At 73.5% G+C, this 15,563-nt stretch carries 8 protein-coding genes; 1 reads left to right on the forward strand and 7 read right to left on the reverse strand.

Features of this window, described 5'->3' with window-relative positions; all coding sequences use genetic code 11:
- The first annotated feature begins 24 nt into the window (after positions 1–24).
- The gene (locus ACFYX3_RS00510; protein ID WP_382662395.1) at positions 25–3,810 is read left to right on the forward strand and encodes a multifunctional oxoglutarate decarboxylase/oxoglutarate dehydrogenase thiamine pyrophosphate-binding subunit/dihydrolipoyllysine-residue succinyltransferase subunit; all 3,786 of its coding nucleotides are present in this window, start codon (positions 25–27) and stop codon (positions 3,808–3,810) included.
- An 87-nt stretch (positions 3,811–3,897) separates the two neighbouring features.
- On the opposite strand, the gene fxsT is transcribed toward ACFYX3_RS00510, so the two are convergent.
- The 7 genes from fxsT to ACFYX3_RS00545 form a co-directional block, all read right to left on the reverse strand.
- Positions 3,898–6,915 carry an FxSxx-COOH system tetratricopeptide repeat protein gene (gene fxsT, locus ACFYX3_RS00515; protein ID WP_382662393.1) on the reverse strand — a complete coding sequence of 1,006 codons (3,018 nt, stop codon included), beginning with the start codon at positions 6,913–6,915 and terminating at the stop codon, positions 3,898–3,900.
- 59 nt (positions 6,916–6,974) lie between these two features.
- Positions 6,975–8,252, reverse strand: coding sequence for an aKG-HExxH-type peptide beta-hydroxylase (locus tag ACFYX3_RS00520; protein ID WP_389006689.1), 1,278 nt, complete (start codon positions 8,250–8,252; stop codon positions 6,975–6,977).
- 78 nt (positions 8,253–8,330) lie between these two features.
- A complete protein-coding gene (locus ACFYX3_RS00525) occupies positions 8,331–8,540 on the reverse strand; it encodes a hypothetical protein (protein ID WP_376589714.1) in 210 nt (69 codons plus the stop codon).
- A 90-nt stretch (positions 8,541–8,630) separates the two neighbouring features.
- Positions 8,631–11,768, reverse strand: a complete 3,138-nt coding sequence (locus ACFYX3_RS00530) for an SAV_2336 N-terminal domain-related protein (protein ID WP_389006694.1) — start codon at positions 11,766–11,768, stop codon at positions 8,631–8,633.
- Between the two features lie 7 nt (positions 11,769–11,775).
- Complete coding sequence (locus tag ACFYX3_RS00535; protein ID WP_389006697.1) at positions 11,776–12,792, reverse strand: AAA family ATPase; 1,017 nt, start codon at positions 12,790–12,792, stop codon at positions 11,776–11,778.
- Between the two features lie 245 nt (positions 12,793–13,037).
- Positions 13,038–15,071 (reverse strand): trypsin-like peptidase domain-containing protein, encoded by a 2,034-nt coding sequence (locus ACFYX3_RS00540; protein WP_389006700.1) that lies wholly within the window; start codon positions 15,069–15,071, stop codon positions 13,038–13,040.
- Positions 15,068–15,517, reverse strand: coding sequence for a CU044_2847 family protein (locus ACFYX3_RS00545; RefSeq protein ID WP_389006703.1), 450 nt, complete (start codon positions 15,515–15,517; stop codon positions 15,068–15,070). Before ACFYX3_RS00545 ends, ACFYX3_RS00540 begins: the two co-directional genes overlap by 4 nt.
- Between the last annotated feature and the right edge of the window lie 46 nt (positions 15,518–15,563).

Below are 15,563 nucleotides of genomic sequence, written 5' to 3' on the forward strand. Positions count from 1 at the left end.
AAGCGGAAGAGGGCGGTTGCCGCCGTGTCGTCTCAGTCCCCCAGTACCCCGAGCTCCCCGGCAGACCAAGACGGGCAGGGCGTAAGCCCCGCAGCCGCCTTCGGTGCCAATGAGTGGCTCGTCGACGAGATCTACCAGCAGTACCTCCAGGACCCGAATTCGGTCGATCGTGCCTGGTGGGACTTCTTCGCCGACTACAAGCCCGGAGCGTCGGAGACCCCGGCCGCCCCGGCCGCCACCACCACGCAGAGCGCCGCGCCCGCCGCGCCGCAGGCGGGCCCCGCACAGGCCGCGCCTTCGGCTCCCGCGGTCGTCCCGGCCCCCGCGGCCGCCCCGGCCCCGGCTCCCGTGAAGCCCGCCGCGGCCCCCGCGCCGGTCGCCGCGAAGCCGGCCGCCGCCGCTCCGGCGCCGGTCAAGGCCGCCCCGGCCGCCGAGGCACCCGCCGGCCCCGAGCTGATCACGCTGCGCGGCCCCGCCGCCGCGGTCGCGAAGAACATGAACGCCTCCCTGGAGGTGCCGACGGCCACGTCCGTCCGCGCCGTCCCGGTGAAGCTGCTCTTCGACAACCGGATCGTGATCAACAACCACCTGAAGCGCGCCCGGGGCGGGAAGATCTCCTTCACGCACCTCATCGGCTACGCGATGGTGCAGGCGATCAAGGCCATGCCGTCGATGAACTACTCCTTCGCGGAGAAGGACGGCAAGCCGACCCTGGTCAAGCCGGAGCACGTGAACTTCGGCCTCGCGATCGACCTGGTCAAGCCCAACGGCGACCGCCAGCTCGTCGTCGCGGGCATCAAGAAGGCCGAGACGCTCAACTTCTTCGAGTTCTGGCAGGCCTACGAGGACATCGTCAAGCGCGCCCGCGTGGGCAAGCTGACGATGGACGACTTCTCCGGCGTCACGGTCTCCCTGACCAACCCCGGCGGCCTCGGCACCGTCCACTCCGTGCCGCGCCTGATGCCCGGACAGTCCGTCATCATGGGCGTCGGCTCCATGGACTACCCGGCCGAGTTCCAGGGCACCTCCCAGGACACCCTGAACAAGCTGGGCATCTCCAAGGTCATGACCCTGACCTCGACGTACGACCACCGCGTCATCCAGGGCGCCGCCTCCGGCGAGTTCCTGCGCATCGTGGCGAACCTCCTCCTCGGCGAGGACGGCTTCTACGACGAGATCTTCAAGGCCCTGCGCATCCCCTACGAGCCGGTCCGCTGGCTCAAGGACATCGACGCCTCGCACGACGACGACGTCACCAAGGCCGCGCGCGTCTTCGAGCTCATCCACTCCTACCGGGTCCGCGGCCACGTCATGGCCGACACCGACCCGCTGGAGTACAAGCAGCGCAAGCACCCCGACCTGGACATCACCGAGCACGGCCTCACCCTGTGGGACCTGGAGCGCGAGTTCGCGGTCGGCGGCTTCGCCGGCAAGTCGATGATGAAGCTCCGCGACATCCTCGGCGTGCTCCGCGACTCGTACTGCCGCACCACCGGCGTCGAGTTCATGCACATCCAGGACCCGAAGCAGCGCAAGTGGATCCAGGACCGCGTCGAGCGCCAGCACTCCCGCGTGGAGCGCGAGGAGCAGCTGCGGATCCTGCGCCGGCTGAACGCGGCGGAGGCCTTCGAGACCTTCCTGCAGACGAAGTACGTCGGCCAGAAGCGCTTCTCCCTGGAGGGCGGCGAGTCCGTCATCCCGCTGCTCGACGCGGTCATCGACTCGGCCGCCGAGTCGCGCCTCGACGAGGTCGTCATCGGCATGGCCCACCGCGGCCGCCTGAACGTCCTGGCGAACATCGTCGGCAAGTCGTACGCGCAGATCTTCCGCGAGTTCGAGGGCAACCTCGACCCGAAGTCGATGCACGGCTCCGGCGACGTCAAGTACCACCTGGGCGCCGCGGGCACCTTCACGGGCCTCGACGGCGAGCAGATCAAGGTCTCCCTGGCCGCCAACCCCTCCCACCTGGAGGCGGTCGACCCGGTCCTGGAAGGCATCGTCCGCGCCAAGCAGGACGTCATCAACAAGGGCGGCACGGACTTCACCGTCCTGCCCGTCGCCCTGCACGGTGACGCGGCCTTCGCCGGCCAGGGTGTCGTCGCCGAGACCCTGAACATGTCGCAGCTGCGCGGCTACCGCACCGGCGGCACGGTCCACATCGTCATCAACAACCAGGTCGGCTTCACCGCCGCCCCGGAGTCCTCGCGTTCCTCGATGTACGCGACCGACGTGGCCCGCATGATCGAGGCGCCGATCTTCCACGTGAACGGCGACGACCCGGAGGCCGTGGTCCGCGTCGCGCGGCTCGCCTTCGAGTTCCGCCAGACGTTCAACAAGGACGTCGTGATCGACCTCATCTGCTACCGCCGCCGCGGTCACAACGAGGGCGACAACCCCCAGTTCACCAACCCGCAGATGTACAACCTGATCGACAAGAAGCGTTCGGTGCGCAAGCTGTACACCGAGTCGCTCATCGGTCGCGGCGACATCACCCTCGAAGAGGCGGAGCAGGCGCTCCAGGACTTCCAGGGCCAGCTGGAGAAGGTGTTCGCGGAGGTCCGCGAGGCCACCGCCGCCCCGGCGGCGACGACCGTCCCGGACGCGCAGGCCGAGTTCCCGGTCGCCGTCACCACCGCGGTCTCCCAGGAGGTCGTGAAGCGGATCGCCGAGTCGCAGGTCAGCATCCCGGAGCGGATCACGGTCCACCCGCGTCTGATGCCGCAGATGCAGCGCCGCGCCGCCTCCATCGACGACGGCACCATCGACTGGGGCTTCGGCGAGACCCTCGCCATCGGCTCCCTGCTGATGGAGGGCACCCCGGTCCGCCTGTCGGGCCAGGACTCCCGCCGCGGCACCTTCGGCCAGCGCCACGCGGTCCTGGTCGACCAGGAGACCGGCGAGGACTACACCCCGCTGCTCTACCTGACCGAGGACCAGGCTCACTACAACGTCTACGACTCGCTGCTCAGCGAGTACGCGGCGATGGGCTTCGAGTACGGCTACTCCCTGGAGCGCCCGGACTCGCTGGTCATCTGGGAGGCCCAGTTCGGTGACTTCGTCAACGGCGCGCAGACCGTCGTCGACGAGTTCATCTCCTCGGCCGAGCAGAAGTGGGGCCAGACCTCCGGCGTCACGCTGCTCCTGCCGCACGGCTACGAGGGCCAGGGCCCGGACCACTCGTCCGCGCGCCCGGAGCGCTTCCTCCAGATGTGCGCCCAGGACAACATGACGGTCGCCATGCCGACGCTGCCGTCGAACTACTTCCACCTCCTGCGCTGGCAGGTGCACAACCCGCACCACAAGCCGCTCATCGTCTTCACCCCGAAGTCGATGCTGCGTCTGAAGGCCGCGGCGTCCAAGGTGGAGGAGTTCACCACCGGCGGCTTCCGCCCGGTGATCGGCGACACCACGGTCAACCCGGCCGACGTCCGCAAGGTCGTCTTCTGCGCCGGCAAGGTCTACTACGACCTGGAGGCCGAGCGTCAGAAGCGCGGTGACACGGAGACCGCGATCATCCGTCTGGAGCGCCTGTACCCGCTGCCGGGTGCCGAGCTGCAGGCCGAGATCGCCAAGTACCCGAACGCCGCGAAGTACATCTGGGCGCAGGAGGAGCCGGCGAACCAGGGTGCATGGCCGTTCATCGCGCTCAACCTGATCGACCACCTGGACCTGGCGGTCGGCGCGGACATCCCGGCGGGCGAGCGCCTGCGCCGGATCTCGCGTCCGCACTCCTCCTCCCCGGCGGTCGGCTCGGCCAAGCGCCACCAGGCGGAGCAGCAGCAGCTGGTCAACGAGGTCTTCGACGCCTGATCCGCTGTCCCGTACTCGTACGGAAGGAGGCCCGGCACCCCTTGTGGGGTGCCGGGCCTCCGGCGTTTCCCGTATGCGTACGAGCTGTCAGCCCAGGTTGGCCTCGAAGTCCCAGTAGGGCCGGTTGCGCTGGCGCGCCGACAGGGCGTGCGGGTGCTGGGCCCCCAGGGTGCGGGTGAGGGTGAGCAGGGCGTCCTCCTCCAGCTTGCTCGCCTCCTCGTTCTCCCTGAGCCCGCGCAGGTCGGTGGCGAGGGCCACCTGGGACGAGAGGGTGAGCGGGTGCTCGTTGCCCAGGGTGTGCCGGGCCCGGCGCAGGGTGTCCCGGCTGAGCTCGGCGGCGTCGGCCACCCGGCCGTTGAAGTTGCGGGCGGCGCAGGTGTTGAGGGCGCAGCCGAGGACCCAGGGGTGGTCGGAGCCGAGCGAGGAGGTCAGTCCGGCGAGCGCGGCCTCCAGGATGGCGAGGGCGCTCGCGCGTTCGCCGGACGCCTGGAGGACGAGGGCGGTGTTGGCGAGGACGCCGGTGGCGACCGGGTGGGCGGGGCCGAGGAGGGCGCGGTAGCCGGCCTCCGCCTCCTGGCTGAGTTCACGGGCCTGGTCGAGGTCGCCGTGCTCGCGGAGGTAGTTGGCGTAGTTGTTGAGGGAGGAGAGCGTCACGTAGTGGGTGCGGCCGTGCACCTGCTCCAGCTGTTCGAGCAGGCTGGCCATGGTGGCTCCGAGGTCCTGCTGGAAGCCGCCCTCGCGGCGCCGGCACAGGGCGAGCTGGGTGCGGGCGTAGAGGGTCTGGAGGTGCTGGGGGCCGAGCACCTGCACATGGCGCAGGACGTTGGCCTCCTGGCGGGCGAGGGCTTCACGGTACCGACCGAGCAGCCGCAGGTCGTGCGCGAGGGCGTTGCTGGAGTTGAGGGTGTGGGAGTGGCGTTTGCCGAGCACCCGCTCGCTCAGGGCGAGGGTCTCGGCGTCGGACTCGTACGCCTCCTGGAAGCGGCCGAGCTGCCGCAGGGTGACGCCGAGGTTGTGCCGGGCGACGAGGGTGGAGAACTCGCTGTCGCCGAGGAGACGTTCGGCGTCGGCGAGGACGGCGCGCTGGAGTCGTTCCGACTCCTGGTACTGGCCGAGGAAGCGCAGGTCGCTGGAGATGGCGCTGCTGGAGAGCAGGGTGCCGAGCTCGTTGGGGGGCTGGGCGGCGACGAGGCGTTCCCGCTGGGCGAGGTCGAGGTCGTACGCCTCGCGGAAGCGGCCGAAGGAGCGCAGGATGTTGCTCTGCTGGGTGGTCAGGTCCAGCATGGGCTGGTCCAGCGGGTCCATGAAGGTGGACCAGTTGTCCCGGATCTTCTCGGCGAGCTGGATGCCGGCCCTGAACTCGCCGCTGCGGAAGCAGTAGCGCAGGCAGTTGAGCACCGCGGTCTGGGTGCGCGGGTTGTGACTGAGGAGCGCGCCGGAGGGTTCCAGGTGGGGCAGGAGTTCGGCGTAGCGGGGCCACTGCCGGCTGTCCATGGGGTTACCGGGGTCGGCCTCGGCGAGCAGGGTGCGGACGGCCTGGCGGTGGGCGGCGCGGTGGTCGCCCTCGGTGAGCCGGGCGACGATGTCGTGGACGAGCCGGTGCATGTGCACGGACTCCTGGTGGGGACCCACCTCGGCGTTGTTGACGGGGCCCCGGGTCTCGCGGGTGAGCACCGAGTAGTTGACCAGGGTGTCCAGGGCCCGGGACCAGGCGGCGAGATCCGTGACCATCCAGCGCAGGTCCTCGGGGAGATCCGCCTGCGGATAGGCGCGGATGAGACCGAGCGGGATGCGGCCGGGGGCGAAGGACGCGCACAGGCTGAGCACGTCGATGGCCTGCGGCTGGGCACGCCGGAGCCGGTTGATCAGTATCGACCAGGAGGTGAGGGAGGCCTGCGGGAAGCCGTCGCCGGACGGCTCGACGGCGGAGATCCGTCCTTCGCGGACCATGTGCAGGTACTCGGAGACCTCCATGTGGGACTCGCCCAGCCAGGCCGCGGCCTGGACCAACGGCAGAGGTACGTCCCCGAACTCGGCGGCGACCTCGTCGGCCTCGGGTGCCGTGATGTGCGGGGCGCGCCGCATCAGGTAGGCGGTGGATTCGGCGCGGTCGAAGCCGGGGACCTCGAGGATGTCGGTGTAGTCGCCCCAGCCGCGGTTGCGCGAGGTGACGAGGACGTGGCCGGGGCCGTGCGGCAGGATCACGTTCGCGCCGTCGGTGTCGTCCCAGCCGTCGAAGACGATGAGCCAGCGGGAATGCGGGTCGCCCCGGCGCAGGGCCTCGCGGACGGCGCGGATGCGTTCGCCGGGTTCGTTGCCGGTGGCGAGGCCGAGTTCGGCGGCGAGCTCGCCGAAGCGGTCGCGCTGCACGTTGCGGTCGTCGGAGCTGACCCACCACACCACGTCGTAGTCGGAGCTGAAGCGGTGGGCGTACTCGGCGGCGATCTGGGTCTTGCCGATGCCGGACATGCCGAGCAGGGTGCACGCGGCGTTGCCGCGTTCGGCGTCCATGAGCCGTTCCTGGAGCTCGCTGAGCAGGTCGTCGCGGCCGGTGAAGCGCGGGTTGCGGCGCGGGATCTCGCCCCAGATCTCGGGTGGGGTGTCGGGGAAGCGGACGAGGGAGCCGGCGGGCAGCCGGCGGCCGGTGGCGCGGCGGGGTTCGACGCCGAGCCTGCTGAGCAGCCGGGCTTCAGCCTCCTCCTCGCCGACGCCCCACAGGCTGACGGGTTCGAGGACGGCGGTGGCCGGGAGCAGGGTCCGGTTGGTGAGGTTGACCGCGGCGAACCGCTCGGCGTGGGCGGCGACGAAGCCGCGCAGCACGTCGTTCCACTCACCGGCGGCGCGCGGTCCGAGCTGGAAGAACCAGTCGTCCAGGACGAGCAGCACCTGTCCGCGGGCGAGCAGCAGGTCGCCGAGCGAGTCCTCCAGGGGCACCTCGCGCGGCGGGTCCCAGCGCTGAAGGCTCGCGCGCACCCCGTACGCGTCGAGCCGTTGGTTGATCCAGGTGGCCCACGGGCGGTGATAGCCGGGGAAGACCACGAGGACATGTTGCGGCGCGCTCCCGACTCCGTGGTCCGCCGCACCGCCCGATCGCTGTTCCGCCATCTGTCGTGTCTCCCGTCCCGCTCCCGCGCAACGCAGTGTCTTGTGCCGTGAGCACAGTGTTACCCAGCGACCAGGGGGGTCGCGCCGAGGCTCGCGTGGTGCAGTCCCATTTGACGAACGAACTCCCGTCCGTTCGCGGTCAGTTCATCGGATTCAAGCAGGATCGGCAGCGCCTCGCCCACCTGATCGTGGATGTCGTCGAACTGTTGCCCGGCGGCGGACCGCCAGGCCGCCGGCACTCCGTCGGCGGTGACGGCGCGCCACCACAGATCGGCCAGGGCCAGATGCGCGTAGGCGCCGTGCAGCACACCGGCAATGGGCCGTGGGTCCGAACGCCAGCCGACCCGGTGCACGGCGCCCCGCCCGGGGCCGTACAGCGGCACGAGTTCATGGAGTGTCGCGAGCTTGCTGTGGTGCAGCTCGTGCACGAGCGTTTCGGCCATCCCCTGCCCTTCGGCGGGCAGCGAGGTCAGTACGGCTCCGGGGGCGGCGCTCAGGGTGGCGCCCAGGTGCCGGGGTCCGCGCGGGACGACCGGGACGACCGCGCGGACGCCGCGCGCCACCTCGGCGGCCCGGCCGGGGTCCGTACGGGCGAGGAGGTCCCGGGCGGCGCACCAGGTGGCGGTCCAGGCGGTGTGGTCGGTGTCGGCGGGATCGGCCGCGGCGACCACCGCGCCGCCGCCCCCGCCGAACGGCACCCGGTACGGGTCGAGATCGTCCAGAAGCGCGCTGCCGCCGGGCAGCGGGCGGACGGCGCGCCAGCCGGGCCCGTGGCCGGCGGGGATGCCGTCGCGGCGGCCGGTCAGCTTCAGGAGCGCGGGCGCGGCGTGGCGGGCACCGTCCGGGTGGAACCGTACGGTCCGCTCGTCGGCGCTGATCCTGACACGGTCCGCGGCCACGGTCAGCCGACCCACGCCGGGCAGCGGGAGCAGGCCGTCCGGGGTCTCCACGGTCAGGTCGAGCGGGCCTCCGGCGCGCAGGGCGGCGGTGACCGCGAGGTGGTCGAGGTGGTCGAGCAGCCGGTCGAAGGCCGGCCCGGGGGGCTCGGCGAGCGCGCCGGCCAGCCAGGCCCCGGTCGTCGGGTAGTCGAGGATGTCCCGGACGACAGCGGGATGGTGCCGCTCGACCCGTTCGAGTAGTTCCCACGCGCGCTCGAACCGGCCGAGCGCGGCCGGTTCGACGGACTCCCGGTGCCGGTGGACGCGCACCAGGAGTGCTTTGAGGAGCAGCAACCGCCGGGCGTGCAGGGCGGATCGCAGCAGCGTGAGCCCGTCCGGGGCGGGGCTGACCCGGGCCAGCCGGACGAAGACGGGCTCGTGCAGGGGCGCGGGGTTCACTCCCGCCTCCATGGGCCTACGGGCGGCGGTACGCATCTGACCGAAAACGTCCGGTCGCCGCGGCGAATCCACCGGAGGTCAGCCGTCGGCCTTGTCCCCGCTGCCCTCGACGAACCAGGAAGCCCCCAACTCCTGCGGATGCCAGAGGACCCGGTCGACGGCGGCGACCAGGGCGGGATCGTCCATGAAGCGCAAGGTGCGCAGGTCCACACCGGTGAGGTCGGGCAGGCCCCATGGCCGGTCGCCGCCCCGGTCGACGCCTGCGACCCGCTTCGTGTGCTCCAACACCCTCGGCTCCTCCTCACCGACCCTTGTCCCCCACGGTCGTAGCGGCGGAGCGGTTCTTCCCGACACCCCAGAGGCGGAAACCGGTTCGACTCAACTGCGCCCATGCGCGCCCCCGTTATCCAGCCGTTCCGCGTCCTCCTCGCGCCAGGCCCACCAGGGCGGCGCGATCCGGCGCCGTTCCTCGCGAGAGAAGCGGTCCGGCCGCGGGCGGGGGACGGCCCTGACCTCGGCGAGCAGGGTCCGGGTCCGCTCGACATCCGCCCAGTCCACCGCCACCAGCATGCCGTCGAGCCGTCGCCACTGCTCGGCGGCCTCCGCCAGGACCGTCGCAGCGTGGCCGACGCGGTCCATCAGGTACAGCGCCGCCCCCTGGGCGTGGAGCGCCCGCGCCAGGGTGACCGTGCCCGGGGTGTCGCCGTGGGCGGCGCGGGTCTCGTCGGCGGCGTGCCGGAAGGCGGTGAGGGCGCCGACGAGCTGCCCGTCCCTCGCCGCCTCGCTCAGCTGCAGTTGCACCCAGCCCAGTTGGAGCCGGACCTCGGCCCGGGTCGCCGGGTCGCGGGTGGTGCGGAGGGCCTCGTCGAGGAGATGGCGGCTCTCGTACAGGTCCGGCAGGAATCCCGCGCGGTCGAAGCGCAGGGCGAGCACGTTGCCGATGAGGATCCTGGCCCTCTCGCGGGCGGGGGATCCGGCGGGGAGGCAGGTGAGGGCCTCGCGCAGCACGGACTCCGCGCGGTCGACCGGGCGGGTCCCGGTGCCGGCGGCGGCGCGGCGCAGCAGGGACTCGCCCCAGGTGAGCAGGAGCCGGCCGCGCTGCTCGCCCTCGGCGGGGGTGAGCAGGGTGGCCCGCTCGTAGGCCGCGTCGGCGGCCGGTCCGTCGCCCGCGGTCTCGTACAGCCGTGCGCGTGCGGCGGTGTGACGCAGCCTCAGCGCCCGGCCGTCGCCGAGGAGGGCCTCCGCGCGGTCGAGGACGGGGCCGATGCGGTCGGGTCCCGCCTCGACGAGGTGCAGGGCGTCGGCGAGGTCGAGCAGGGCCGCGGCGCTCTCCCCGAGGGCGAGGGCCGCGGTGAGCTCCTCGGCCGCCGCCGCGCCGTCGCCGCGCGCGAGGAGCAGCCGTCCCCGGCGCAGGTGCAGGGTGGGCCGGGCGGTCGGGGGCCACCGGCTCGCGTCCCCGGCGAGCGTGGCGAGGGCGGCGTCGAGCTGCCGCGCGTCCCCGGTCTCCTGCCACAGGGCGTGCTGGACGACGGCCCGTTCGAGGCGGGCCTCGGCCCAGTGCTCGTCCCCCGGCCGGGCCAGCTCCGCGGCGTTGACGAGGATGTCGTCGGCCCGGTCGAGGAGCTCGCGGCGACGTCCGGCACGCCGGACGGCCCCCGTGCCCGCCTCCGCGTACATGACACGGCCGAGGACGATCCGGGCCTCGGCGGGCGCGGTGGGGAGCGCCTCCTCGGCGCGCTCGCGGGCGGCGGAGAGGAGGGCGGGGTCGGACTGGGCGCGCCCCTGTTCGAGGAGGCGACGGGCTTCGGTGAGGGGGTCGGGGGTGACGAGGTCGGGGTGGTAGAAGCGGAGCACGCGCGCGGGGATGCGGGCGAAGAGTTCCGCCTCGGCGCCCTCCGGCCCGGCCGGTTCGTCGGTCTCGTCGGGCGCCAGGACGGGGCCGGGTCCGCCCTCGCCGTCGGCGGGGCCGTGGCCGGCGAGCCGGGCGGCGGCGAGCGCCGGGAAGTTCCGCATGCCCTGGCCGAAATTGCGCTCCACGTAGGCGGAGCAGTGTTTCAGGACGAGAGCGGCGGCGCCGGGGTCGAGCGAGCCGAGCAGGAGCTGCTGGATGCCGGGCGGATAGCTGAAGCAGGGGTACGGGGTGGGGCCGGGCAGTCTCCGCAGGAGGCCGCTGAGCAGGACCTCGGCCAGCTCCATGGGCCCGGTGTCGGGCAGCATCGCGCGCTGGACGAGCTGCATGACGGGGAGGGTGAGCGGGGCCGCCGCGAGCTGGACGGCGAGCCGGAGCGCCCCCGGGGAGGCGCCCGCCCGGAACGCGCGCAGGAGCTCCTCGTCGCCGCGCGGGACGCGGGGTGTCCGGGGCTCCGGCGGCCGCGTCGGCCCGGGGACGAGCCAGGCGGCCCAGCCGCGGATGGTGTCGCCGCCGTGGCCTGTGTGAAGCCGGGCCCAGGAGGCGAAGGCCTCGGGGGTGGGAGTGAGCACGGGAACCGCCCGCCGGGCCGGGTCGGGGACCGCCCAGGGTTCATCGTCGGAGCGGAAGGCGGCGGGGCCTCCGGGGCGGGAGGAGCGCTGGAAGGTGCCCGGTTCGGCGGGGAGCGCGGTGCGCGGCCACAGGCGCGGCGGCAGCGGCTGGACGAGGGCGAGCGGGGAGTGGCGGGGCCACTGGCGCAGGAAGCGCTGGGCGGCGCCGCGCTGCCAGAGGGGCCCGACGCAGTCGCTGACGACGAGGGTGAGGCGGCGCCCGGTGGGGTCGTGGAGCTGGTCGACGGGGCGGAGCCGGGGCCGGCCGTCGGCGCCGGAGGTGGTGGTGACGAGCGGGGGGCCTTCGCCCGTGTCGTAGAGGCGGTGCACCTGGACGTCGCGGAAGGCGCCGGACTGCTGGCAGGCCTGGCGGAGCTCCTCGACCATGCGATCCCAGACGACCATCGCGGGACCGGTGTCCATGAGGAGCTGGATGTCGGGGCGGCGGCCGGCGGCGGGGCGCAGGACGGGCGTGAGGATGCCCGCGGCGGCGCTGCTTTCGGCGGTGGCCTCCTCGTCGAGGACGCCCTCGTCGGGGCGCGGCGGGGCGGGCGCGTACCCCCGCAGCGGGCGCAGTGCCTTCTGGAGGCCGAGGAGCCCGGGCAGGGCGTTGGCGCCGGGCGCGCGTACGGACAGGGCCGCGCCACGCCCCGTACCGACGCCCCCGCCGCGGCGTGCTCCGTCCGCCGGGCCGACTCCGGCGCGCGTGTGGAGGGCGACGGACTCACGGCCCGCGGTGCGCTCGGGTGGGGGCGCGGGCGTGGGCGCGGGCGTCTCCTCGTGATTGGCCGGATCTCGCCCCTCGCCGACGGGCCGGGCGGCCTCCGCGTCTCTGCCCTCCGCGCGGGACGGTGACTCCGGATCGGGAGTCACCGGTTCCGGCAGCCACTGGGACAGCCAGAGCGCGTCCGCGACCGCCTCGGCGGACGGGTCCGTCCCGCCCGCCCGGAGTCTGCGGGTCAGCTCCTCCAGAGGCATCCGGTGCGTCCGGTGCATCCGGTCATCACCTCGGCTGATCGAGCGGCTGCATGAGCATGTCCGCGATCCGTTCCCTGGTCACCCGTTCGGCGCGGGAGGCGTGCTGGGTCAGATAGAGGGCGTTGAGGAGCTGGTCGGTGGCGATCACCTCGCCGGGCTCGCGGTTCAGGAAGCGCTGGACGAGGCCCTGTTCTCCGTCGCCCGTGACGGCTTCGGTCCCCAGGTGGGCCTCGATCATCGCGCCGAGCTGCTCCTCACCGGGCGGTTCGAGCTCCAGTCGGATGCAGCGGCGCAACAGGGCGGCGGGGAAGTCCCGTTCGCCGTTGGAGGTGAGCACGATGAACGGGAAGGTGCTGCAGCGGATCCGGCCGCCGTACACCGGCACCTTGCGGCCGTCGTCGCTGAGCACCTCGACGACCGGCTCCCGGTCGGCGAGCCGCTCCAGCTCGGGGATGGCGAACTCGCCCTCCTCCAGGGCGTTCAGGAGGTCGTTGGGCAGGTCGAGGTCGCTCTTGTCGAGCTCGTCGATGAGCAGGACACGGGGCTGCTCGGAGGGGAGCAGCGCGGTGCCGAGCGGTCCGAGCCGGATGTACGAGCCGATGCCGGCCGGGGCCGCGGCGGCGGAACCGGACGCACCGGCCTGGGCGCGCTCCAGCTGCACGTCCTGGAGGCGGCCGATGGCGTCGTACCGGTAGAGGCCGTCCTGGAGCGTGGAGCGGCTGACGATGGGCCAGCGGAGCACCCGGCCGAGGCGCAGCTCATGGGCGACGGCGTGCGCGAGCGTGGACTTGCCGGTGCCGGGGTTGCCGGTGACGAGGAGCGGACGCCGCAGGTAGAGGGCGGCGTTGACCGCGTCGGTCTCGGCGGGCCGGGGGTGGTGGTTCTGGACGAGCCTGCGCTTGACGCCGAGCCGGCGGTCGGAGCCGGCGAGGGTGTCGTCGGCGCCGCCCGCCGAGAAGTCGCGCCAGGGCGGCGGGGCGGGCAGGCGCCGTATCTCGTCATGCGGATGCCCGGCCCCACGGTAGATCCGCCAATCGTTCACGGTGAACTCCTCCTGGCTGTGGTGTGCTGGCCGGGCTTTCCGAACGTACTTCCCCGGGGCCGTCCTTGCCGACCCCCAAACCGGTCGTTCCGGGCGGGGACGGGAACTGCCGGACGCGCGGGGCGCTTTGGGCGGGGCGGGGCCGGTGACGGGCCGGGGCGGGTCGGCCCTTGTGGCGGACCGCGGCGGGATCCGCCGGCCTCACGAGGCCTGCCCGAGGCGCGCCCGGGCGGCGGGCGCCGCCGTCACGGGTCCTCCTCGCCGAGCAGCGGCGGGGGCTCCAGACGGCCGGCGGCCGGCGGGCGGTCGGGTGGGTCGTACAGGACGGCGATGGTCTCGGCCCAGGCGAGGTCGGCCCGCTCCGGTACCAGGGCACGCAGGGAACGGATGGGCTCGCCGAGCCCGTGGGCGGTGCGCGCGTCCGCGAGCAGCCAGTCCGCCTCCACGTGGAAGGCCGCGCAGTCGGTGTGGTCGTGGGCGCCGGTCCGCCAGAGGGCCAGCGGGTGGCCGGCGGCCAGGGCCGCGTTCATCGCCATGAGCCCGTCGCCGCTGCCCACCGGGCCGCAGTAGACGGGAACAGTGCCGCCCTCGGCCCGGCGGAGCCGCTCGCGCGTCTCCTCCAGGGTCTCCCGGCGCACGCGCGCGGTGTGGGCGTCCGGGCCCGCGCCGGGCACCTCGGCACGCAGCTGGGCCGCGCGCAGCGGCCCTCTCTCCCCCGCCTCCCAGCGCTCCCGCCACTCGGCCGACGGCTCCTTGCCGTGGCGCCGGGCGTCCCTGATGACCACGATGCGGCGCTGCCCGAGGGTGAGGGGTCCCTGCTCCTCGTCGGGTCCCTCCGGGGGTTCGAGCCGCCAGGTGTCGAGCGGCTCGTCGAAGAGCTCGCGCGGCAGCACGGCCTCCACGGAGGCCAGGTGCGGCCCGTTGTCGCCGAGCCGGAGCGCCTCGGCGAGCGGCCCCCGCAGGGTCTCCTTGAGCCGGGCCCGCTCGACACCCCGGTCGTCGCCCTTGAGCGGGGTGACCATGTGTCCGTCGCGGAGCAGCTTCACGCGCCAGGGGTAGCGCCGGTCCCAGCGGGGCGTGTCGATCTCCAGGAGCACGTCCGCGCGTGCGCGGCGCTCGCGGGCGCCTGCGAGGGCGGTCGAGCTGTTGGAGCCGATCAGGTCGTCGATCTCGCGGCGGAGGTACGGGCCCGCGTCGGCGGCCAGGTCGATGATCCAGTCCCGGAACGCGGTCACGTCGCCGACACCGCCGGGGCGGCCGGAGACCCGCCGGACGACATGGGCGGCGTACAGGAGCACGGCGTCGAGGCCGGGGTCGCCCGGATCGGTGCGGTCGGGCGCCCGCAGCCCGTACAGCAGGGCGGCGCCCTCGCTCCAGGTGCGCGGGTCGTCCTCGAAGGCGTCCGGGGTGGTGCTGTTCCTGATCCAGGCCCTGACCCGGTCGACCAGGTCCATGATCTCGCCGGCGTTGATCGGGGCGGGCAGCGCGGAGAGCTGCCCCCGTAACCGGGTGCGGAGTTGCGGGCTCAGCGGGTGCGGGCCGCCGAGCTGCTGCTGCGCGCGCGTCCAGTCGGATCCGTAGTCGAGGGACTGGAGGTAGTGGTCGAGGTGATGACGGTCGTGGTCACGCAGTGCCTCGGCCCAGAACCTGCCCCCGGGCGCGTCGTGCAGGCAGCGCAGGGCGGCGAGGGGGACGAGGGCGCCCTGGTCGGACCAGCGTCCCTTGTTGAAGCCGATCACGGCGCCCTGGAGGTCGTCGACGACGGGGCCGCCGGAGCAGCCCTCGACGGGCAGCACCCCCTCCGTCACGAGGGCGCGGGCGTCGACGCCGGTCAGCCGGCCGTGCACCTGGCGGATGCCCAGCTCCCCGGTCTCCCGGGACCAGCCGTGCAGGCCGACCTCGGTGGTCCGGGCCGGAGGCCGCTCGGCGAGCCGGACGCAGGAGGCCTTGAGCGTGCCGGGCACGCGCACGAGGGCGACGTCGGGGAAACCCCAGGGCTCGGGGCGCGCACCGGGGTCCTCGGGCCTGGGCAGCGCGAGGACCACCGTGCCGATGGACTGGCGCGTCCTCTTGCCGTCCTGCCAGGTGATGCCGACGGCAGGCTTCTTCCTCCACACCTCGCCACCCCCTTCGGCCACGACATGGGCACAGGTCAGCACCCAGCCGGGGGCGATGAAGAAGCCGGTCCCCCAGAACTGGCCGCCGTGCGGGTCATACCCGCCGTCGGGAGCGCCGATGCGTACGAGTGCGGGGCGCACGAGAGCGTCGAAGGCGCTCATACGGTGCCATCGGCCGCCGGACGCCGCTGCCGGGCTATCCCCGACGGCTGCTGCGCGGCCTCCGGCTCGGCGGAGGCGGGCGCGGACTCCGCCGCGGGTGCGGTCGGCGCGGTCGGCGGGCCCGGTTCGGTCCAGGTCAGGGACACGTTCACGGAGGCCTTGCCCGAGCCGTCCGCGAGGACGCCGATCACCTTGCCGGACTGCGCCGACAGTTCGATGCCGAAGCTGACGGCGACCTCCACGGACCCCTGCGGGTCGAGGCCGGCACGCAGGGAGCCGACGACCCCGCGCACGACGTCCGTGAGCCCGCCGGCCATCGAGACCACCCGGTCCCTGACACCGGTGTCCTGGAACCCGCCGCCCCGGCCGAGCTCCTCCGCGTCGCTGACGCGCGCCCACACGGGCGTGCCGTCGTCCAGTCGAATCCGAGCGATCCCGTGTGCCACAGCGGCCCCCGCTCCCCGAAGCGATGTTGGATCCAGAAGGCTAATC

The sequence above is a fragment of the Streptomyces sp. NPDC002463 genome, assembly GCF_042889835.1.
Taxonomy (GTDB): Bacteria; Actinomycetota; Actinomycetes; order Streptomycetales; family Streptomycetaceae; genus Streptomyces; species Streptomyces nymphaeiformis.

Coding starts and splice junctions, on each gene's coding strand:
- fxsT (WP_382662393.1), bottom strand. CDS start 6,915: ATGGCGGAACAGCGATCGGGCGGTGCGGCGGACCACGGAGTCGGGAGC.
- ACFYX3_RS00530 (WP_389006694.1), bottom strand. CDS start 11,768: ATGCACCGGACGCACCGGATGCCTCTGGAGGAGCTGACCCGCAGACTC.
- ACFYX3_RS00540 (WP_389006700.1), bottom strand. CDS start 15,071: ATGAGCGCCTTCGACGCTCTCGTGCGCCCCGCACTCGTACGCATCGGC.